This is a genomic window from Geobacillus sp. Manikaran-105 (assembly GCF_002809955.1).
In the GTDB taxonomy this organism is placed as follows: Bacteria; Bacillota; Bacilli; order Bacillales; family Anoxybacillaceae; genus Geobacillus; species Geobacillus thermophilus.
In genome coordinates this window covers 60,127-79,817 of the sequence record NZ_PIJG01000006.1, presented here as the reverse complement: position 1 = coordinate 79,817, position 19,691 = coordinate 60,127, and the positions used below count along the sequence as shown (strand labels likewise).

Below are 19,691 nucleotides of genomic sequence, written 5' to 3'. Positions count from 1 at the left end.
CAACCCCATTGCTTATGATAGAAACGAAGGAGGGAAAACGAGATGGTCATATTGGAAGCAACCAACATCCACAAAACGTACGGAACGAAAAAGAACCTGCAAGAAGTGCTCAAAGGCATCGATCTGCGTGTGGAGAAGGGGGAATTTCTCGCGATCATGGGGCCTTCCGGATCAGGGAAAACGACGCTCCTCAACGTTCTTTCCTCAATCGACCGGGTGAGCGAGGGCGCTATTTTCATCGAAGGAAACAACGTCGTCGCCATGAAAGACCGAGAGCTGGCAGAATTTCGCAAACGCCATGTCGGCTTCATCTTTCAAGAGTATCATTTGCTTGACACGCTGACGGTAAAGGAGAACGTCCTTTTGCCTTTATCGATTACGAAAACGCCCAAGCGAGAAGCGGAAAAGAAATTTGCAGAATTGGCGGCTGAACTTGGCATTATTGACATCCAAAACCACTATCCGAGCGAAATTTCTGGTGGGCAAAAACAGCGCGTTGCCGCGGCGCGGGCGTTCATCCATGAACCGAGCATCATTTTTGCCGATGAGCCGACGGGCGCACTCGATTCAAAATCGGCTTCCGATTTATTGCACAAGCTGCAACAACTTAATAAAAAACGGAAGACGACAATCATCATGGTCACCCACGATCCGGTCGCCGCCAGTTTCTCAGGACGTGTCGTTTTTATCAAAGACGGACAATTGTATACGCAACTGTATAAAGGAACGGAAACGCGGCAGCAATTTTTCCAAGCCATTATGCAAACGCAAGGCGTGCTGGGCGGTGTTCGGCCATGAGCATGAAGCAACTCCTGTTCCGCAACTTGAAACAAAACATCCAACATTATTATTTGTACGTGTTTGCCTTGATGTTTGCTTCCGCCTTGTATTTCGCGTTCGTGACATTGCAGTACGATCCATCGCTTGATGCCATCAAAGGGGGAGTGAAAGGCGCGGCGGCCGTCCGCACAGGCGCGGTGCTTCTTATCGTGATTGTCGCCGTCTTTCTTTTGTACGCCAACGCCCTGTTTATCAAGCGTCGGAGCCATGAGATCGCTCTTTTGCAGTTGATCGGCATGACGAAACGAAACATCTTTTTTATGCTGGCGGCCGAAAACGTCATTCTTTATTACGGCACACTGATCATCGGCATATTGGTGGGATTTGCCGCTTCCAAGCTGTTGATGATGATTTTGTTTAAAATCATCGATATTCCACTAGCGGCATCTCTTTCCTTTTCTGGCCGAGCATTGGTGCAAACGTTGATTGTGTTCAGCGTGATTGATGTCCTCATGATGGGGATGAACCGCTTGTTTCTCAAAAAACAGACGATTTTATCCTTGTTCCGCACTACATCCACAACCGAAGCAAAACACGTATCCGTATGGAACATGGTCGTGGGGATGGTGGGGATCATCCTCATCGCCAGCGGCTATGGTATATCGACGAAATTGTTTAGCAGCGACTGGAAGAGCGTGCAAGGATTATTCATGGCCATGGCGTTCATCTTAGGCGCTGTCATCATCGGCACCTATTTGTTTTTCAAAGGAACGATCAGCTTTCTGTTCCACCTATGGCGAAAACAAAAAGGCGGCTATTTGTCGATCAACGCCGTGCTATCGGGATCGTCGCTCATGTTTCGCATGAAATCGAACGCGTTGCTGCTGACGATCATCACGACCGTGTCGGCCATCGCGATCGGGTTGATTTCGTTAAGCTATATTTCCTACTATTCCGCCGAACGATCCGCGCAAAACTATGTCGCCGCCGATTTCGCGTTTACGGACAAAAAAGATGCCGCCCGTTTTACGGCGGCGCTGCGATCTCATGATATTCGCTATCGGGAAACGATGATCGATGTCATCGAAGCACCGACTGATATTTCGATGATTTTGGACATCGCTGATCAAAGCCGGCTCCAGTTTCAGCCGTCCGCCGCGCCGTTATCGGTGATCAGCGACACAAGTACAGGCCGCATCGATGTCAAGCCTAATGAAGCGCTGCTGACGGGATATCAGGACATACTCCGTCAATTCTTGCCGTTTAAAGAAACGGGAACGATTCGCTTAGAAGAAAACGGCCGCATGGTCCCACTTCATTACCTTGGGATGAAAAAAGACTATTACGTCAACTATCATTTCACGTACGGCATGCCGACCGTCATCGTCGACCAAACGATGTTTGATCGTTTGCAAAAAGAAACCGATCCACAAAAGAAAAAGGTGCATATCGGCATTCACCTGACCGATGAAACCAATATTGAACGCGCTGATCAGTTGTTTCAACGCATGGAGTTTTCCTCCATCGCCGATTCGCGCCTGATGATGAGCCGCCACCGAAAGCAAACGTTCGGATTGATCATGTTTGTCGTCACCTTTTTAGGACTCGCCTTTTTGGTCACATCCGGCTGCATTCTTTACTTCAAGCAAATGGGCGCTGGCGAAGAAGAGCGGCCGAATTACACCATTTTGCGCAAACTGGGATTCACCGAAAAAGACTTGCTCGGGGGCATTCGGCGGAAACAGCTGTTCTACTTTGGCATTCCGTTGTTGCTGGGATTGTCCCATAGCTATTTCGCCGTCCGCTCCGGCTGGTTCTTTTTCGGCACCGAACTGTGGATGCCGATGTTGACGGTGATGGCGATTTACACGGTCTGCTATTCGCTGTTTGGCGTGTTGTCCGTTCGTTATTACAAAAAGCTAATTCGCGAGGCGCTTTAAAACGATGCAGCGAGTGAGGGAAGAACCAAAACCGTTCCAACGTTCGCCCACTCGATCAGTGGTCATCCCATTCTGAAGATGCAGTTCCAGTTGACGGAACGAATTTTAGCTTTATCGAACACGAAAAGCCCTTAGAGTAGCGAATGACTCTAAGGGCTTTTTTCTTATTTCAACCATTCCGTATGGAAAATGCCTTCCTTGTCGACGCGTTCGTACGTGTGGGCGCCGAAGTAGTCGCGCTGCGCTTGGATTAAGTTGGCCGGGAGCACCGCGGTGCGGTAGCTGTCGTAATAGGCGAGGGCGCTAGCGAATCCTGGCACTGGAATGCCGCGCATCGCCGCGGTGGCGACGATTTCGCGGAGCGCGTCTTGGTAGCGTTCGACGATGTCTTGGAAATACGGATCCAAGAGCAAGTTCGAAAGCGCTGGATCACGGTCGTACGCCTCTTTAATTTTTTGCAAAAATTGCGCGCGGATGATGCAGCCGCCGCGGAAGATCATGGCGATATCACCGTAGCGCAAGTTCCAGTTGTATTCCTCAGAAGCCGCCTTCATTTGCGCAAATCCTTGGGCGTACGAGCAAATTTTGCTCATGTAAAGCGCGCGGCGCACCGCTTCGATGAAGTGAGCGCGGTCGCCTTCAAACGGCTTCACCGCTGGGCCTGCCAGCACTTTGCTTGCTTTCACGCGCTCGTCTTTCATCGCCGAGAGGAAACGGGCGAACACCGATTCCGTGATGATCGGCAGCGGCACGCCCAAATCGAGGGCGTTTTGGCTCGTCCATTTGCCCGTCCCTTTTTGCCCAGCTTTATCCAAAATGACATCAACAAGCGGCTTGCCTGTTTCTTCATCGATTTTCGTGAAAATGTCGGCCGTAATTTCAATCAAGTAGCTGTTCAATTCGCCTTTGTTCCAGTCGGCGAACACTTCGTGCAGCTCTGCAGCATCCATGCCGAGCACATGTTTGAGCAAGAAGTACGCTTCAGCGATCAGCTGCATGTCGCCGTATTCGATGCCGTTGTGCACCATTTTGACATAATGCCCGGCGCCGTCCGGACCGATGTACGTCGTGCACGGTTCGCCGTCGACTTTGGCGGCGATGGCTTCAAAAATCGGGCGCACGAGCTCATGCGCTTCTTTTTGGCCCCCTGGCATGATCGACGGGCCTTTCAGCGCCCCTTCCTCGCCGCCCGAGACGCCCGTGCCAATAAAGTGGATGCCAAGTTCGGCGAGTTCTTTGTTGCGGCGCTGCGTATCCTTAAAATACGTATTGCCGCCGTCAATTACAATATCGCCTTTTTCCAAATGCGGCTTCAGCTGTTCGATCGTCGCGTCCGTCGGCGCGCCCGCTTTCACCATCAGCAAAATTTTCCGCGGTTTTTCCAAGGCGTTGACGAATTCTTCGATGCTGTATGTACCGACAATGTTTTTTCCTTTCGCTTCTTGCAAAAACTCGTCCGTTTTTTCGCGCGAACGGTTGTACACCGCCACCGAATAGCCTTTGCTTTCGATGTTAAGCGCCAAGTTTTTCCCCATGACCGCCAGTCCGATGACGCCGATTTGCTGTTTCGCCATTGTCCAACGTCCCTTTCCGTTTTGGTTTGTTCATCAAACAACATACCATACGTTTGCGCTTGCCTGCAAGTTTTTCTAAACCGATTTAGGAACGAGGCGGCACGACGGACTTTGCTTGACCTGTCCATGCGAAAAGGGGCGTAACGCCCCTCATGCTTAGTAGCCTCCATAATGCGGGAATCCGTATGGTCCAAACGGGTAATGACCATAAGGCACGCCATACGGGAAGTGATGATAGCCGTCATACCCTCCATGCCAATGATGATGGTGATAACCGTATGGAGGATAGCCGTAGCCGCCAACGTACGGCGGATAAAATCCGCCCATATACGGACCGAACGGTCGAACCATGGAATGCGCCTCCTCTCATGTGTTGAAGTTCATTTCCATGATTAGGATATGCGCGGAAGAAAAAACGGTATAGGCAAACACCTATACCGTCTCTTCCTCTTGGATGACCTGGGCCGCGGCCTGGGCGGCGGCCACTTGCTCGCGAATCGCGTCCGCTTCTTCCAAATGGGCAAACAAGACGCGCGGATCCAGCACCGTGAGCAACCGCTCCGGCAGCGTCGCGATCCCGACGACATACGGCGTGCGCTCCGCGGATACGAGCTGCAGCGGTTTGATGGCTTCCGGTTCAATATCGACAATTTCCTTTGCTTCGTCAACGATAAACGCCACCGACAACCCGTCGACCGCGGCGACGACAAGACGCGTCTGCTCGGTTTCCTCGATCGCTTTCCCATATAGAAGCTTTCGCATATCGAGCACCGGCGCGAGCTCGCCGCGGATGCGCGCAACGCCCGCCATACAATCCGGCATATGCGGCACGGCCGTCGGCGCCGTCATTTTCTCAATCGAGACGACATACGCGATCGAGACGGCGTACTGTTCCCGCTCGACGCGAAACACCACGTATTTGTCCATTCCCCCGCCACCTCTTTCGTGATTCGCACTCTGCTTTTTTTATCGGCTCATTCCGGCCGAATGTTTACCGAAAGGTTCAAGAAAAAAGAGCATCCAGCCTCGGGATGCTCACTCGGCATTGGCGACTTCCTCGACAATGGCGACAACCATCTCTGTCAGCTTCACCAGCTCTTCAATCGGCATCCGCTCATTCGTCGTATGGATTTCTTCGTAGCCGACTGCGAGGTTGACCGTCGGAATGCCGAAGCCGGCGATGATATTGGCATCGCTGCCGCCGCCGCTTTTCTCCAGCTTGCACGGCCGGCCGATTTTCGCCGCCGCCCGTTTGGCGACCTCGACGACATGGTCGCCGTCGCTGAACTTAAAGCCCGGGTACATCACTTCCACTTCGACATCGGCGCGGCCGCCCATTTCCACGGCAACCGTTTCAAACGCCTCTTTCATTTTCGCCACTTGCGCTTCCATTTTTTCCGGAACGAGGGAACGGGCTTCCGCTAAAATATCAACGCGGTCGCAGACGATGTTCGTTTGCGTGCCGCCTTCAAAGCGGCCGATGTTGGCCGTTGTTTCCTCGTCGATGCGGCCGAGCGGCATTTTCGCGATCGCCTTCGCCGCAATCGTAATGGCAGACACTCCTTTTTCCGGCGCCACGCCGGCATGAGCGGTTTTGCCATGCACAACCACTTTCAGCTTCGCCTGCGTCGGGGCGGCGACGACGATGTTGCCGACTTTGCCGTCGCTGTCCAAGGCATAGCCGTATTTCGCTTGGATGAGCGACGGGTCAAGCGCCTTCGCCCCGACAAGCCCCGACTCTTCTCCGACGGTGATGATAAACTGGATCACGCCATGCGGGATGTTTTGCTCTTTCAACACCCGAATCGCTTCCAACATCGCCGCCAAGCCCGCCTTGTCGTCCGCCCCTAAAATCGTCGTCCCGTCGGTGACGACATAGCCGTCTTGGATCGACGGTTTCACCCCTTTGCCCGGCACGACCGTATCCATATGCGACGTGAAATAAATCGGATCCACCCCGTCTTTCGTCGCCGCGAGCGTGCAAATCAAGTTGCCTGCCCCATGCCCCGTTTTCGCGGCGGCATCGTCTTCGATCACCTCAAGGCCGAGCGCTTCAAACTTTTGTTTGAGCACGTTGGCGATTTCTCCTTCATGCTTCGTTTCTGAATCGATTTGCACGAGTTCCAAAAATTCGTCGACAAGACGCTGTTCATTGACCATCGCTTTTTTCCTCCTGCTTATGTACTCCACCTTAAGTATACCGAAATGTTCCGCCAAGAGCCAAACATGCGTCTGGCAAAACACAAGATTGAATTTATATGCAATTATATGTATAATTATTTAAAATTTACTGAATGAAAGGAGCGTTTCTATGCATCTTATTCCTGAATCCGCCCGGTTGGACGACTATCTGGAAGAAACGGATGTTGTTGATTTCTCTCATCCGCTTATTCAACAAACGGCGAAAGAATTGTTTCACAACCTGCAATCGGAAATCGACAAAACAAAAACGGCCTTTGAATTTGTGAGAGATCATATCGCCCACTCATGGGACATCCAAAGCACAACGGTGACTTGCCACGCTTCTGAAGTGCTGTTGCACCGGGAAGGCATTTGCTATGCCAAAGCGAATGTATTGGCGGCCTTATTGCGGTCACAAGGAATTCCAGTTGGATTTTGCTACCAAAAGCTGATGCTGTTTGACACACCGGATCAAGGATATTGCCTGCACGCCTTGAATGCCGTTTATTTTCGCTCGTTGCGCCGCTGGGTCCGCTTAGATGCCCGCGGCAATAAACCGGGGGTGCAGGCGGAATTTTCCCTTGATCAAGAAAAGCTGGCGTTTCCCGTCCAGCCGGCATACGGAGAACAGGACTTTCCCGTCATTTACGTCAAACCGGACGCCGGAACGATCAAAACGCTGCAAACGTATAAGAACGCGCTTGAGATGTACCGATACGGGCTGCCTGACCGCCTCTCAACGAGCGAGCTTTCATCCGCTCCCGCTGCGGCAAACGGCCACGCCGCCCCCATCTAAAATATCGTTTGCCGCGAAAAAGGCGCCCGTTGCTTACCGGACGCCTTCCATCGTTTACAGCGGAATGTTGCCATGTTTTTTCTTCGGCCGCTCCTCGTGCTTGTTTCGAAGCATCTCGAGCGCCTGAATGAGCTTGATTCTCGTATCGCGCGGGTCGATGACGTCATCGATCATGCCGTATTTCGCGGCGACGTACGGATTGGCGAATTTCTCGCGGTATTCGGCAATTTTTTGCGCCCGCGTTTCTTCCGGATTCGGACTTTTTTCAATTTCGCCCGCGAAAATGATGTTCGCCGCCCCTTGCGGCCCCATGACGGCCACTTCGGCGTTCGGCCACGCATAGACGACATCGGCGCCGATCGATTTGCTGTTTAAGGCGACGTACGCGCCGCCGTACGCTTTCCGCAAAATGACCGTAATTTTCGGCACCGTTGCTTCCGAGTAGGCGTACAAAATTTTCGCCCCATGGCGGATGATGCCGCCGTGCTCCTGCTTGACGCCCGGGAAAAAGCCGGTGACGTCCTCAAACGTAATGATCGGGATGTTGAACGAATCGCAAAAACGGATAAAACGCGCCGCCTTGTCGGACGAATCAATGTCAAGCCCGCCGGCCATAAACTTCGGCTGGTTGCACACAAGCCCGACCACTTCGCCTTTAATGCGGGCAAAGCCGATCACGATGTTTTTCGCGAAATCTTTTTGCACCTCAAAAAACGACCCGTCATCGACGACGTGGGCGATGACGTGGCGCACATCGTACGGGCGGACGGCGTCAATCGGCACGACATCGGCCAAATCGGGGCGGTAGTCGTCCCCATCCGGAATCGGGCCAAACGGCGGCTTTTCGTTGTTGTTGGACGGCAAATAGCCCAAGAGCCGCCGCACTTCAGCGAGCGCCTCCTCTTCATTCGCTGCCGCAAAGTGGGCGTTGCCGCTGATCGTGTTGTGCACGCGGGCGCCGCCTAAATCTTCAGCGCTGATTTTCTCCCCGGTCACCGCTTCAATCACTTTCGGACCGGTGATGAACATTTGGCTCGTTTTTTCGACCATGAACACAAAATCGGTGATGGCCGGCGAATAGACGGCCCCGCCGGCGCACGGCCCCATAATGACGGAAATTTGCGGGATGACGCCGGAATAAATGGCGTTGCGGTAAAAAATGTGTCCGTACCCGTCAAGCGACAAGACCCCTTCTTGAATGCGGGCGCCGCCCGAATCGTTCAAACCGATGACCGGCGCCCCGGTTTTCGCCGCTAAATCCATGATGTTCGCAATTTTTTTCGCGTGCATTTCCCCAAGCGCCCCGCCGAAGACGGTGAAATCTTGCGAAAACACAAACACGGTGCGGCCGTTGATCTTCCCGTAGCCGGTCACCACCCCGTCACCCGGCCCCTTCTTTTCCCCGAGGCCAAAATCGGTGCAGCGGTGCTCGATGAACGGATTGAGCTCGACAAACGTTCCTTCATCCAACAGCAAGTCAATCCGCTCGCGCGCCGTCAGCTTCCCTTTCGCGTGCTGCTGTTCGATTTTCTCATCGCCCCCGCCCAGTTCAATCTCGCGTCGGCGGTCATACAGTTCGTTGATTTTATCGTACATGTCGCTCATTGGTGTCCCTCCGTTCGGTTCGTCCGTTCACAAAGTTCGTACAACACGCCGCCGGTCGATTTCGGGTGCATGAACGCGACCCATGCCCCGCCGGCGCCGCGTTTCGGCGCATCTTGAATCATGCGGATGCCATGCTCCTTGAGCTCACGGATGCGCTCGGCGATGTCCTCGACGCCAAGCGCCACGTGATGAATCCCTTCACCGCGCTTTTCGATAAATGTCGCCACCGCGCTCTCCGGCGACAGCGGCTCAAGAAGTTCAATTTTCGCCTCTCCAGCCTGCAAAAACGCCACTTTCACCTGTTCCGACTCGACTTCCTCGATGCCAAGAAACGGCAGGCCGAGCACATCTGTATAAAACGGAAGCGCTTTCTCGATCGAGCGGACGGCAATGCCGATATGGTCGACTTTTTTCACTTCCATCGTCTGCATCCCCTTTGCCGCAAAATGATGAGGCCAACATTTTATCATTCGCCGTTTCGACAAAAAATCCTGCTTTTTTTTGTTTTTCTTTGTCTGCGCAACGGTCAAGCCATGGAGCGATCCGTTTCATCTCTCATCCTGCTTTTTTCCTTGTCCGCCCTGCTGTTTGCCGTTACAATAAACGTAGAACAGCGGACGGAAGGAGGACGGACCGTTGTCGCGGAAAACGCAAAAATTCATCGTGTACGTAATGCTTATTTGCATGCTGCTGACGACGCTCCTCGCCGGCATCAGCATGTGGTTTTAAGCGCGATCCGGCGTAAAAAACGCAAGCTCCGTTTCGGAGCTTGCGTTTTTCATCGGACAGCACCGTACCGTTTGGCAATGGCGTAAAACGATTCGTTGCTGCGGAGAATGAGCACGTTGGCGCCAATCGGCACCCGTTCATACAGCTGCTCGACATCGCGGTTGTGCATGCGCACACAGCCTTGCGAAACGTAGCCGCCAATCGACGCCGGGTTGTTCGTGCCATGAATGCCGTAGATGCGCCCGTCCGTCCCGCGCGCGTTAAAGCCGATCCACCTTGTGCCGAGCGGATTGTTCGGCGCCCCGCCTGGAATGTTCTTTTTCCGATAATACGGGTGTTTCGCCTTCACCGTCACCGTAAACATCCCCTCCGGCGTCAAATCGGTATTGACCCCGGTCGCCACCGGATAAACGGCTTCGATGCGGCCGTCGCGGACGAGCGCGAGCTTATTGATCGCTTTGTTCACAATGACAAGCGGCTTTGCCTCCGCCGCTGTCTGGAAAGGCGCTCCCAACACGGCGGTGAGCACGAAACAAATGGCCAACCATACCCGCATATCCGTCCATCCTTTGCTTGAATGTTTGGCTATAGTGTGCACCAAAACGGATGAACATATGCCCTGCATCATGCCTTCAGCCGCTGCGGTTTTCGTTCGTTTCCGGGATGGAATTCGCTTTTGATGATTAAATATCGCTCCAATTCGCGCACTAAATGAAACAACGCCGCCCGCTCTTCAAACTGCTCGCGCGTCTTTGGCAGCGGCATCGCTTTAAACTGTTCGCGCATCTCGGCAAGGCGCCGCAAAAAGCGGTCCGCCGTATTTCCCGGATGAATGGCGTCGCTTAACTCATCGATAAAATCGGCGATCATCATCCGCTGTTCAACCGTATAGGTGAGCGATGTCACAAGCGGCAACATCCGTTCAATAATCTCAAGCTGTCGCTCACGCATGCGGAAATAGCGGACATATTCATCCTCATTCCGCCATAGCTGGTTGTCGGCGTGGCGGATGGCGAGCTTTTTCGCTTTTTCGAGCGTCTCCGCCGCAAGCGGCAGCTCCTTCCCATCCCAATCAAGCTCATTTGTGCGCAAGTAGCGGACGATTTCTTTTAAAATAATGCGAAACAAATCTTCGACAATGCGCTGGTACTCTTTGAGCTCCTTCTCGGCGCTCGGCATGTACATGTTCATCAGCAGCGCTACCCCAATGCCAACCGCCACCAGCAAGATCTCATTGGCGACCAATCCCCACGTGATGTCCTTGGCCTCATACAAATGCAAAATAATGACCGAGCTTGTCGCAATGCCCTCGTTCACTTTCAGCCTGACGGTCACTGGAATGAACAGCAGCAGCAACAGCCCGATCGTCCACGGATGATAGCCGAAGACGGTAAAAAACAACGCCGCAAAACCGATCGCGACAACGCACGCCGCAAAACGAGCCCGGGCGGTCTCAAGCGACCGCTTTTTCGTCACTTGAACGCATAAAATGACGATAATGCCAGCGGAAGCGAAATTATGCAGGCCGATCAGCTGAGCGATGGCGATCGCCAGCGCCGCCCCCACCGCCGTTTTCAACGTCCGATAGCCGATTTTCATCGCGAGTCTCCTTTGCCAATGGTTGCCGACTTCATTGTACCGATGACGGCGCTTTCGGTGCAAGGAAAAACGGACAATCCTGGCCTCCGCTCCGAAGCCGATCTGTCCCAACAGGCGCAAAAGGACAAAAAAGGCGGCTGTCCGCTCATGCAGGGCAAGCCGCCTAGGCTCACGACGGAGATTTCTCATAAATCGTCTTCCCGTCGCGCTCGATTTCCCGCCGGATCGCTTCGTTCAGCGCGTCGAAAAAAAGCACGTCACATGAGTAAATGCCGACAATCTCGTCAAGATCCTCTTTGATTTTCCACTTTTGTTTGCCGGTGTAGTCCACGCACAAGTCAATGTCAGAGTTGTAGCGGGCCGTGCCGCGCGCCCGTGAGCCGAACAAAATGACTTTTTGTATATCTTCTTCGCCCGCGAAATACGCCATCAACCGTTCAAACACGGTCGGGCTCATTCCATAGGTCACGATCGATCACTTCTTTTTTGATGTATTTGAGCAGTGCTTCAATTTCATGGACATATTGTGATACAATTCGGTTTTTAATCTGTTCATAGTCTTCCTCGTTATATACATGGGCTGCAGCGTTTCGCGAGTGCAATATATCGTTCCATACATCAATATTCTGAATCCACCCTTCCTTAAACGCCTGGCGGTAACATGCCCGCGGGTTGTTCAATTCCAGACCGGACGCTTTGAAAATTCGCGACAACAGCTTCCAGAGCTGGTCTTCCAAAATTTCATACTTTTTCACGATCGAATCACGATATACTTCCTTCAGCAGTTCATCTTCTGCCGACACTTGCTTCGACGCGGCAATGACATTCTTCAAATGAAGCAACAATCGAAACGCGCGCTGGTACGATAATACAATCGATTCTCGTTCATCCATGCCATCGTTCTCCTTTGCCCATTGTCCTAAATGGATCTGCATCTATGGCTTCGAAAATGGCGCTTGATTCGTCTTCATATAACGCTTCAGCTCTTCGTAAAAATTTTCACGCGTCCCCACCAAAACCACCACCACAACATGTCCGCTGTCATCTTGGTCGATCAAATAAGCAATCTCATAATTGATGCCTCGATGATAAATGTCATAACCGTAAATTCCTGCTAAATCACCAGTTTTCGCTTCCCCTGCTTCGGCGGGATCGGTAAGAATCTGCCGCAAGGCTTCGATCAAACGCTGCTTCAGAGCTGCATCCTTTTTTGTCAATTTTTTAATGGCTTTTTCTGCTTTCGGAAGCAATTGCAGCCGATTATTGTTCATCATCTTCGCCGAATAACTCCTCTAACGTATCCGCCGTATACGTTTTTGCCTTCGGTCTTTCCTCAGAAATCATCGCGTTGAATGCAGGGGCAATTTGCGATTTACGATATACAAATTCTTTGTATAGTTCTTCACCTGCATATCCTTCCCTGATCAAGTCTTTTAAAATCAGATCGGAAAAGTCAAAGTGGTCCTCATGAATCGGATGAATAATTAACTTATTATCCGCCAGCTCAATCAGCACTTCATTTCCAATCCCTAATTGCTCATAAAAATCTTTTGGGATTGTAATTTGTTTTTTACTTGATACAGCAATGCGCTTCACACGTTTTTTCTTGTCATCTGGGAGTTTGTCCATCGGTACCTTCTCCTTTGTCATCGAATCTGATGGTACCATATTATTCCCCTCCTTCTAAAAAAATAACCAAATTTCTTGGTTTCTTTACTAATGATCATAGCATGGTGGGGAAACAAACACAATGATTTTCCCATACCGTAGGGAGGAGAAGTGTTCAATGTTTGCGGAAGAGGAATAGATTGATGCAAACACTAACATCCTAGTGGAACAAAGCGGAGAATTCCTGAACAAAACGACGCTCAATTGATGGAGGCCAAGGTCCTCAAAGATAGTGATTATTATTTCAAATAGGAACTTTCTTAAATAGATACCGACGTTTATTATCTGGATTAATCAACCAAAACTTCTCTCTTGTCCCAGAAGCTTGCCGTTCCTCATCTTTTTCCAGTGGCTAACATCATATAACTCCATAAAAGATGATCCTTTTTTAGTTTTTGGTTTTTGATAGAAACAAGAGAAAAAGTTGATCACAAGAGAAGCCTGCTAAAATGATGATCATATGCACTGCTGTTTGCCTGTCTCTGATCTCTTTACAATTATATTATCACAAACAATAATGGCCATGCAAAAACCCGAAGTCCCTTTTGGAACTTCGGGTTCTCCTTTCACACTTCCTCACAATATTCATCGAACAGCGCCTGCAGCTTTTGCACGACAGCGACCGGTTCGTGCCCTTCGATGTCGTGTCGGTGCAGCATGGCGCACAATTTCCCGTCTTTTAACAAGGCGAACGACGGCGAGGATGGCGGCTCGCCGACAAAATATTCGCGCGCGCGGGCCGTTGCTTCTTTGTCTTGGCCGGCAAAGACGGTCACCAAATGGTCCGGGCGCTTGTCGTAATGAACCGCGTGGGCCGCTGCGGGACGGGCGATGCCGCCGGCGCACCCGCACATGGAGTTGATGAGGACAAGCGTGGTGCCCGGACGGCGGAATGCCGCATCGACGTCTTCCGGCGTGCGCAGTTCTTCAAATCCGGCTTCGACCGCTTCACGCCGCGCTTGTTCGACGATGTCGTGATAGAGCGGAAATTGAAATTGGAACATCGTGACACCTCCTTCGATTTGCCTTTATCATATCACAGTTCACCGCCTCGCTTCCGTTCATACGCCTCGATCAGCTCGCGGACGGCGGCGGTGACCGGCTTGGCGCCGGAAATGACGCTGTTCTCGAGCATCGGAAGCTTCTCTTTCACGACCGGATCGGCAAAAAAGCGCGTTTCCACATATTCTTTGATCATGGCGTGCATCCAGTCTTTTTGCTGCTGGCGGCGGCGGTCGAAAAAGACGCCGGATTGCTTCGTCGTTTCGACAAACGTTTGAATGACGCGCCACATGTCGGCGATCCCTTCTCCCAAAAGCGCCGAGCATGTGTACGCTTTCGTCTCCCAGCCGGGCGTGGCCGGGCGGAGGTAATGGAGAAACTGGTTGTATTCTTTTTGCGCCATCCGCGCTTTTTCTTTATTATCGCCGTCCGCCTTGTTGATGACGATGGCGTCGACCAGCTCCATGATGCCGCGCTTCATGCCTTGCAGCTCATCGCCGGCGCCGGTTAAGGCGAGCAGCAGGAAAAAGTCAACCATCCCGCGGACGACAAACTCGCTTTGCCCGACGCCGACCGTCTCGACGAGGATGATGTCATAGCCGGCCGCTTCGCACAGCATCATCGTCTCGCGCGTTTTCCGATGCACGCCGCCAAGCGCCCCACCGGATGGAGATGGACGGATGAAGGCGTGCGGATGGCGGGCAAGCGCCTCCATCCGCGTTTTGTCGCCAAGGATGCTGCCGCCGGTCAACGAACTCGTCGGGTCGACGGCCAAGACGGCGACGCGATGGCCCTGCTCGCACAAAAACGTGCCAAACGCTTCAATGAACGTGCTTTTTCCCGCCCCCGGCACGCCGGTGATGCCGATGCGAATCGAGCGGCCGACGTGCGGAAGCAGTTCATTGAGCACTTGCTGGGCGAGATCCATATGCCTGGCCGCATTGCTTTCGACAAGCGTAATCGCCTGCGCCAAAATGGTGCGGTCGCCGGCGAGCACCCCTTGGACGTATTCTTTAACCGATCGTTCTTTTCGCCGCACGAGCCGCTTCGGCGCAGGTGGGCGCTCGGCTTGCACGTACGACGACAAGCCATTGCCGTCCGCCCATTCCGGGCGCCGCGGCTGCCCGTCCGAAGCTGCGCTCTGGCCGCTTTCCTGTTCCCGCCGTTTCTCTTCCCCGCTCATGGGTTCACTTCCTCATAGCCAAGCCGGGCGTAAATTTCCTCCAACACCTTTTCCGCTGACTCCGGAATCACGGTTCCCGGCCCGAAGATGGCGGCGGCGCCGTGCTCATACAAAAACGCGTAGTCTTGCGGCGGAATGACGCCGCCGACAAAAACGAGAATGTCGCCGCGGCCGAGTTTTTCAAGCTCCGCCACAAGCTGCGGCACGAGCGTTTTATGTCCACCGGCGAGCGAGCTGATGCCGACAGCGTGCACGTCGTTTTCGACCGCCTGGCGCGCCGTTTCTTCCGGCGTTTGAAAGAGCGGGCCGATGTCGACGTCAAACCCTAGATCGGCAAACGCTGTGGCGACGACTTTCGCCCCGCGGTCATGCCCATCCTGCCCCATTTTCGCAATCAAGATGCGCGGGCGGCGTCCTTCGAGTTCGGCGAACTGCTCCACCCGCCGCTTCACCCGTTCGAGCTGCGCTTCGTTTTTGTATTCCGAGCTGTAAACGCCGCTGATCGAGCGGATGGCGGCGCGATGGCGGCTCGCCACTTTTTCGATCGCGTACGAAATTTCTCCGAGCGTCGCCCGGACGCGCGCCGCTTGGACGGCCAGCTCGAGCAAATTCCCCTCGCCCGTTTCCGCCGCTTTTGTGATGGCGTCAAGCGCCGCTTCGACCTGCTCGTTGTCGCGCGTCGCCTTGAGCTCGTTCAGCCGCTCGATTTGCCGCTTTCGCACGGCGGTGTTGTCGACTTCCAAAATGTCGATCGGTTCTTCTTTGTCCGGGCGGTATTTGTTCACGCCGATGATCGTTTCCGCTCCTGAATCGATGCGCGCTTGGCGGCGGGCCGCCGCTTCTTCGATGCGCATTTTCGGGATGCCCGTTTCAATGGCTTTCGCCATCCCGCCCAAGCTTTCAATTTCTTCGATATGCACCCACGCCCGTTTCATCAACTCGTTCGTCAACGCCTCGACGTAATACGAACCGGCCCATGGATCGATCGTCCGGCAAATGCCCGTTTCTTCCTGCAAGTACAGCTGCGTATTGCGGGCGATGCGCGCCGAGAAATCGGTCGGCAAAGCAATCGCTTCATCCAAGGCGTTCGTATGGAGCGACTGCGTATGCCCCATCGCCGCCGCGTGCGCCTCGATGAGCGTGCGCACAACGTTGTTGAACGGATCTTGCTCGGTCAAGCTCCAGCCCGACGTTTGCGAATGCGTCCTGAGAGCGAGCGATTTCGGGTTTTTCGGGTTGAACGTTTTCATCATTTTCGCCCACATGAGGCGCGCCGCCCGCAGTTTCGCCACTTCCATAAAGTAGTTCATGCCGATCGCCCAGAAAAACGACAGCCTCGGCGCGAACGAGTCGATGTCAATGCCCGCTTTCAAGCCGGTGCGCACGTACTCAAGCCCGTCGGCGAGCGTGTACGCCAGCTCCAAATCGGCCGGCGCCCCGGCTTCCTGCATATGGTAGCCGGAGATGCTGATGCTGTTGAACTTCGGCATGTATTTGGCCGTATAGGCGAAAATGTCGGCGATGATGCGCATCGACATCTCCGGTGGATAAATGTACGTGTTGCGCACCATATATTCTTTCAAAATATCGTTTTGAATCGTGCCGGACAGTTTGTCTTGCGTCACTCCCTGCTCTTCGGCGGTGACGATGTAAAACGCCATGATCGGGAGCACCGCCCCGTTCATCGTCATCGACACCGACATTTGGTCGAGCGGGATGCCGTCAAACAAAATTTTCATATCGAGCACCGAATCGATGGCCACCCCTGCTTTGCCGACGTCGCCGACGACGCGCGGATGGTCGGAGTCATAGCCGCGGTGCGTCGCCAAGTCAAAAGCGACCGACAACCCTTTTTGCCCCATCGCCAAGTTGCGCCGGTAAAAGGCGTTGCTCTCCTCGGCGGTCGAAAAGCCGGCGTATTGGCGGATCGTCCACGGCCGCACGACGTACATCGTCGGGTACGGCCCGCGCAAGTACGGCGGCAAGCCGGGCATATAATCAAGAAAATCGAGCCCATCGATGTCTTCCTTTGTATACAGCGGCTTCACCGCAATGTGTTCGTTCGTCTGAACCAACAGCTCATCGATCGACGCTTGCACGCGCCGCTCCACCGCGTCTCTCCACTGTTTCTCATCCACATCGGCCGCCGCCGTGGAAAGCGTCATGTTGGTAAAATCAACGTACTTCGCCATCAAGCGCCACCCCTCTTTCCGTTAGAAACGCCACGATCACATCGTACGCGTTCGAACCGAGATGAATCGATCCGTCCACGCCCGCGTCCGCGTACGTTCTCTCAAGCTCTTCCGGCGGCTTTCCGGCGACATACAGCTTCGCGTTCGGCTTGGCTTGCTTGAACGCCTCAGCCAACGCTGGAACGAACGCCGGGTAATCGTCATCGGCGCCGCACACGATATAATGCGTCCCGTTCGTGCTTTGCACCCATTCGACCGCTTCCGCGACCGAGGCAAAACCGTCGCTCCGCTCAGCCGCCACCCCGCCGGCCGCAAACAGCCCGGCGATGAAATCGGCGCGCGCTTGATGGCGGACAAGCGGCCCGATATTGATCAAGTGAACGGAAAGCCGGCTTCCCGTACGCTCCGCATGCTTCTCGGCCGCCTTGCGCAGCCGCTCAAACGGCTCGGCCAAGCGCCATGCGCGAATCGGCGCAATGCGGATGGACGTGTTTCCGTCAGCGAGAGCCGCCGCGATTTCCCGAGCGGTTGCTCGACGGCGAACCGCACGAATCGCCGCTTCCATCCACTTCCCGCCCGCGAGCGAGGCGCGAATATCGGCCACCCGCTTTTCATCCAGCGGCGGCGCCACGTTCGCTGCGTCTTGCTTCGGTTTTTCGACCGGCGTTTCCTCCAAATTGGCGTACACGTTCGTGCCAACGATTTTTTCCTTCCGCATCTTGACACGATCAAGCCGCCGCTTGGCGACCGCTTCCACTTCCGTCTGCACGAAGCCGGCTTCGAGCGCCTTCGCCATGCCGCCTTGTTCTTCGACGCGTTGGAACAGCTTCCACGCTTCTTCAGCGAGCTTGGCGGTCAACGTTTCCACATAATACGAGCCGCCCGCCGGGTCGATGACGTTCGCCACATGCGCCTCTTCGAGCAAAATGAGCTGCGTGTTGCGGGCGATGCGCCGCGAAAACTCATCAGCGAGTCCGATCGCTTCGTCAAACGGCGACACGTGCACGCCATCGGCGCCGCCGACAACGGCCGCAAACGCTTCCGCCGCCGCCCGCAGCATGTTCACATACGGGTCGTACACCGTTTTCGTAAACGGCGACGTGCGCACATATAGCTCGATCCGCTTTGCGGATTCACCGCCGCCAAACGCCTCCATCACTTGAGCAAACAAGCGCCGCGCCGCCCGCAGTTTTGCGATTTCCATAAAAAAATCCGCTCCAACCGCAAACGACGCTTGCATCCGCACCGCGATGTCGTCGACCGCCAAGCCTCGATCGAGCCCGGCGCGGATGTACTCGACCGCTGTCGCCAACGAAAACGCGAGCTCCTGCACGGCGTTCGCCCCGCCGTTATGGTACGGTTCGCCGCGCACCAAAATCGTGCGAACGGCAGGCATCTGTTCCTTCGCCCACTTCGTTGCTTCCGCCATTTCATCATACAGCCGCTCAAGCGAACACGGGAGCGTCCCCTGCTCCGCCCACGCTCCGAGCGGATCCATGCCGATCGCGCCCCGTACGCTCGATAGCGGCACCCCCTGTTCCTTGAAATAAGCGACAAGCAGCGCCAAAAACGAAAGCGACCGCGCCCCGGCGTCCACACGGAGCGAATAGCGGTCCAGCAGCACGCCATCCAACATCGCCGCCACATCATCAACCGACTCGACGGCAAACGGCAGCCGGCCGAGAGCGAAATGGATTTCCGTCTGTCCCCGCTCCAAGTCGTGCTTGACCGCTTCGTTCCATTCCGACGGGCTCGCCGCCGAAATCTCCTGGCTCACCTTCCACGGCCCGCCCCGATACCCTTCCGGCCGCGCTCCGCGCACGTACTGGCCAAAGCCCGGGTACTGCTCAAGCGGGCCGAGCGCCTCCACATCGCGGCGCGTATAGAGCGGTTTGACCGCAATGTTTTCGTACGTCATCGATACAAGCCGCTCGAGCGGCTTGCCTTTCAGCGACTTTTCCGCTTCCCGCTCCCACTCCTCCACCGTCGGAGCCGGAAACGCCGCTTCCTTCATCTTCGCGACATCGCTCATTTCCCCATCCCCTTTCGCGTCTTTCTCTCAAAAAGAAACCGCTTTCGTTTTTCCGCGCCTTTTTCCACCTGAAGACGGGCAACACCCAATGGCGCCTCACGCCAAACAAATGAAGCCGTGCTTGGGTGGGAAAAAACGGGTTCTATGTTTATTGTAGTACATAGGCTGGTTTTGGGCAATGAACAAAAAACAGCGAAATGACTGGCCAAGGGCGCTGCATTGGATACGGGTTGGACCAAAAAGGCCAAGGAATTCCACAGCCTTTCCACATGATCGACATCGAAACGGGAACACACCAAGGGGTTGGATTCATCGAAGTATGAATGCCGCCTTTCGCCATGAAAAGGAAGAGGGCGTTGACGGCACATTCTAATGAGCCTCCCTCGTCCCCTTCCAAATCGCACTTAGCG

21 protein-coding genes are annotated in these 19,691 nt (G+C 54.2%); 4 read left to right on the top strand and 17 right to left on the bottom strand.

Features of this window, described 5'->3' with window-relative positions:
- Positions 1–42: 42 nt before the first annotated feature.
- The gene (locus CV945_RS03445) at positions 43–798 is read left to right on the top strand and encodes an ABC transporter ATP-binding protein (protein WP_100659127.1); all 756 of its coding nucleotides are present in this window, start codon (positions 43–45) and stop codon (positions 796–798) included.
- Positions 795–2,720 carry an FtsX-like permease family protein gene (locus tag CV945_RS03440; protein WP_100659126.1) on the top strand — a complete coding sequence of 642 codons (1,926 nt, stop codon included), beginning with the start codon at positions 795–797 and terminating at the stop codon, positions 2,718–2,720. The genes CV945_RS03445 and CV945_RS03440 overlap by 4 nt, the downstream gene beginning before the upstream one ends.
- Before the next feature lie 164 nt (positions 2,721–2,884).
- Here CV945_RS03440 and gndA read toward each other — a convergent pair whose 3' ends face one another.
- The 4 genes from gndA to CV945_RS03420 all read right to left on the bottom strand — a co-directional run bounded on the left by gndA (position 2,885) and on the right by CV945_RS03420 (position 6,454).
- Positions 2,885–4,294 (bottom strand): NADP-dependent phosphogluconate dehydrogenase, encoded by a 1,410-nt coding sequence (gene gndA / locus CV945_RS03435; protein WP_033009036.1) that lies wholly within the window; start codon positions 4,292–4,294, stop codon positions 2,885–2,887.
- A gap of 156 nt (positions 4,295–4,450) precedes the next feature.
- Positions 4,451–4,645 carry a hypothetical protein gene (locus CV945_RS03430; RefSeq protein ID WP_033009034.1) on the bottom strand — a complete coding sequence of 65 codons (195 nt, stop codon included), beginning with the start codon at positions 4,643–4,645 and terminating at the stop codon, positions 4,451–4,453.
- Positions 4,646–4,726: 81 nt separating this feature from the next.
- Positions 4,727–5,221 (bottom strand): chemotaxis protein CheW, encoded by a 495-nt coding sequence (locus CV945_RS03425; protein WP_011231828.1) that lies wholly within the window; start codon positions 5,219–5,221, stop codon positions 4,727–4,729.
- 108 nt (positions 5,222–5,329) lie between these two features.
- Positions 5,330–6,454, bottom strand: coding sequence for a tripeptidase T (locus CV945_RS03420; RefSeq protein ID WP_100659125.1), 1,125 nt, complete (start codon positions 6,452–6,454; stop codon positions 5,330–5,332).
- 151 nt (positions 6,455–6,605) lie between these two features.
- Between CV945_RS03420 and CV945_RS03415 the strand changes: the two genes are divergently transcribed.
- Positions 6,606–7,271, top strand: a complete 666-nt coding sequence (locus tag CV945_RS03415; protein WP_044741236.1) for a transglutaminase-like domain-containing protein — start codon at positions 6,606–6,608, stop codon at positions 7,269–7,271.
- Between the two features lie 54 nt (positions 7,272–7,325).
- Here CV945_RS03415 and CV945_RS03410 read toward each other — a convergent pair whose 3' ends face one another.
- Positions 7,326–8,876: an acyl-CoA carboxylase subunit beta gene (locus CV945_RS03410; protein ID WP_100659124.1), complete on the bottom strand. Its 1,551-nt coding sequence runs from the start codon at positions 8,874–8,876 to the stop codon at positions 7,326–7,328.
- Positions 8,873–9,298: a methylmalonyl-CoA epimerase gene (gene mce, locus CV945_RS03405; RefSeq protein WP_100659123.1), complete on the bottom strand. Its 426-nt coding sequence runs from the start codon at positions 9,296–9,298 to the stop codon at positions 8,873–8,875. The genes CV945_RS03410 and mce overlap by 4 nt, the downstream gene beginning before the upstream one ends.
- 214 nt (positions 9,299–9,512) lie before the next feature.
- Here mce and prli42 point away from each other — a divergent pair, with 214 nt between their 5' ends.
- On the top strand, positions 9,513–9,605 hold the full coding sequence (gene prli42 / locus CV945_RS17010; RefSeq protein WP_020755294.1) for a stressosome-associated protein Prli42: 93 nt from the start codon (positions 9,513–9,515) through the stop codon (positions 9,603–9,605).
- Between the two features lie 49 nt (positions 9,606–9,654).
- Here prli42 and CV945_RS03400 read toward each other — a convergent pair whose 3' ends face one another.
- The 11 genes from CV945_RS03400 to CV945_RS17005 form a co-directional block, all read right to left on the bottom strand.
- Positions 9,655–10,161, bottom strand: a complete 507-nt coding sequence (locus CV945_RS03400) for a L,D-transpeptidase (RefSeq protein ID WP_100659122.1) — start codon at positions 10,159–10,161, stop codon at positions 9,655–9,657.
- A gap of 68 nt (positions 10,162–10,229) precedes the next feature.
- On the bottom strand, positions 10,230–11,204 hold the full coding sequence (locus CV945_RS03395) for an aromatic acid exporter family protein (RefSeq protein ID WP_100659121.1): 975 nt from the start codon (positions 11,202–11,204) through the stop codon (positions 10,230–10,232).
- Between the two features lie 169 nt (positions 11,205–11,373).
- A complete protein-coding gene (gene mntA, locus CV945_RS03390) occupies positions 11,374–11,661 on the bottom strand; it encodes a type VII toxin-antitoxin system MntA family adenylyltransferase antitoxin (RefSeq protein WP_081132527.1) in 288 nt (95 codons plus the stop codon).
- Positions 11,642–12,097 (bottom strand): HI0074 family nucleotidyltransferase substrate-binding subunit, encoded by a 456-nt coding sequence (locus CV945_RS03385; protein ID WP_033006466.1) that lies wholly within the window; start codon positions 12,095–12,097, stop codon positions 11,642–11,644. Before CV945_RS03385 ends, mntA begins: the two co-directional genes overlap by 20 nt.
- A 42-nt stretch (positions 12,098–12,139) precedes the next feature.
- On the bottom strand, positions 12,140–12,478 hold the full coding sequence (locus CV945_RS03380) for a type II toxin-antitoxin system RelE/ParE family toxin (protein ID WP_095859633.1): 339 nt from the start codon (positions 12,476–12,478) through the stop codon (positions 12,140–12,142).
- Positions 12,465–12,833 (bottom strand): AbrB/MazE/SpoVT family DNA-binding domain-containing protein, encoded by a 369-nt coding sequence (locus CV945_RS03375; protein WP_033009440.1) that lies wholly within the window; start codon positions 12,831–12,833, stop codon positions 12,465–12,467. Before CV945_RS03375 ends, CV945_RS03380 begins: the two co-directional genes overlap by 14 nt.
- Positions 12,834–13,438: 605 nt before the next feature.
- Complete coding sequence (locus CV945_RS03365) at positions 13,439–13,876, bottom strand: BrxA/BrxB family bacilliredoxin (protein WP_100659120.1); 438 nt, start codon at positions 13,874–13,876, stop codon at positions 13,439–13,441.
- Positions 13,877–13,908: 32 nt separating this feature from the next.
- On the bottom strand, positions 13,909–15,057 hold the full coding sequence (gene meaB, locus CV945_RS03360; protein WP_100659119.1) for a methylmalonyl Co-A mutase-associated GTPase MeaB: 1,149 nt from the start codon (positions 15,055–15,057) through the stop codon (positions 13,909–13,911).
- Complete coding sequence (gene scpA / locus CV945_RS03355; RefSeq protein WP_100659118.1) at positions 15,054–17,249, bottom strand: methylmalonyl-CoA mutase; 2,196 nt, start codon at positions 17,247–17,249, stop codon at positions 15,054–15,056. The genes meaB and scpA overlap by 4 nt, the downstream gene beginning before the upstream one ends.
- Positions 17,233–19,281 (bottom strand): methylmalonyl-CoA mutase family protein, encoded by a 2,049-nt coding sequence (locus CV945_RS03350; protein WP_100659117.1) that lies wholly within the window; start codon positions 19,279–19,281, stop codon positions 17,233–17,235. The genes scpA and CV945_RS03350 overlap by 17 nt, the downstream gene beginning before the upstream one ends.
- Positions 19,278–19,649, bottom strand: coding sequence for a hypothetical protein (locus tag CV945_RS17005; RefSeq protein WP_145994818.1), 372 nt, complete (start codon positions 19,647–19,649; stop codon positions 19,278–19,280). The genes CV945_RS03350 and CV945_RS17005 overlap by 4 nt, the downstream gene beginning before the upstream one ends.
- Positions 19,650–19,691: the final 42 nt, after the last annotated feature.

Excerpts from the sequence above, each read along its gene's own strand:
- CV945_RS03395 (WP_100659121.1), bottom strand. The coding sequence starts at position 11,204 with ATGAAAATCGGCTATCGGACGTTGAAAACGGCGGTGGGGGCGGCGCTG.
- CV945_RS03415 (WP_044741236.1), top strand. The coding sequence starts at position 6,606 with ATGCATCTTATTCCTGAATCCGCCCGGTTGGACGACTATCTGGAAGAA.
- CV945_RS03365 (WP_100659120.1), bottom strand. The coding sequence starts at position 13,876 with ATGTTCCAATTTCAATTTCCGCTCTATCACGACATCGTCGAACAAGCG.
- CV945_RS03350 (WP_100659117.1), bottom strand. The coding sequence starts at position 19,281 with ATGAGCGATGTCGCGAAGATGAAGGAAGCGGCGTTTCCGGCTCCGACG.
- mntA (WP_081132527.1), bottom strand. The coding sequence starts at position 11,661 with ATGAGCCCGACCGTGTTTGAACGGTTGATGGCGTATTTCGCGGGCGAA.
- meaB (WP_100659119.1), bottom strand. The coding sequence starts at position 15,057 with ATGAGCGGGGAAGAGAAACGGCGGGAACAGGAAAGCGGCCAGAGCGCA.
- CV945_RS03420 (WP_100659125.1), bottom strand. The coding sequence starts at position 6,454 with ATGGTCAATGAACAGCGTCTTGTCGACGAATTTTTGGAACTCGTGCAA.
- CV945_RS03430 (WP_033009034.1), bottom strand. The coding sequence starts at position 4,645 with ATGGTTCGACCGTTCGGTCCGTATATGGGCGGATTTTATCCGCCGTAC.
- CV945_RS03440 (WP_100659126.1), top strand. The coding sequence starts at position 795 with ATGAGCATGAAGCAACTCCTGTTCCGCAACTTGAAACAAAACATCCAA.
- CV945_RS03380 (WP_095859633.1), bottom strand. The coding sequence starts at position 12,478 with ATGATGAACAATAATCGGCTGCAATTGCTTCCGAAAGCAGAAAAAGCC.
- CV945_RS03400 (WP_100659122.1), bottom strand. The coding sequence starts at position 10,161 with ATGCGGGTATGGTTGGCCATTTGTTTCGTGCTCACCGCCGTGTTGGGA.
- CV945_RS03385 (WP_033006466.1), bottom strand. The coding sequence starts at position 12,097 with ATGGATGAACGAGAATCGATTGTATTATCGTACCAGCGCGCGTTTCGA.
- CV945_RS03375 (WP_033009440.1), bottom strand. The coding sequence starts at position 12,833 with ATGGACAAACTCCCAGATGACAAGAAAAAACGTGTGAAGCGCATTGCT.
- CV945_RS03425 (WP_011231828.1), bottom strand. The coding sequence starts at position 5,221 with ATGGACAAATACGTGGTGTTTCGCGTCGAGCGGGAACAGTACGCCGTC.
- mce (WP_100659123.1), bottom strand. The coding sequence starts at position 9,298 with ATGGAAGTGAAAAAAGTCGACCATATCGGCATTGCCGTCCGCTCGATC.
- scpA (WP_100659118.1), bottom strand. The coding sequence starts at position 17,249 with ATGGCGAAGTACGTTGATTTTACCAACATGACGCTTTCCACGGCGGCG.
- CV945_RS17005 (WP_145994818.1), bottom strand. The coding sequence starts at position 19,649 with ATGTGCCGTCAACGCCCTCTTCCTTTTCATGGCGAAAGGCGGCATTCA.
- gndA (WP_033009036.1), bottom strand. The coding sequence starts at position 4,294 with ATGGCGAAACAGCAAATCGGCGTCATCGGACTGGCGGTCATGGGGAAA.
- CV945_RS03445 (WP_100659127.1), top strand. The coding sequence starts at position 43 with ATGGTCATATTGGAAGCAACCAACATCCACAAAACGTACGGAACGAAA.
- CV945_RS03410 (WP_100659124.1), bottom strand. The coding sequence starts at position 8,876 with ATGAGCGACATGTACGATAAAATCAACGAACTGTATGACCGCCGACGC.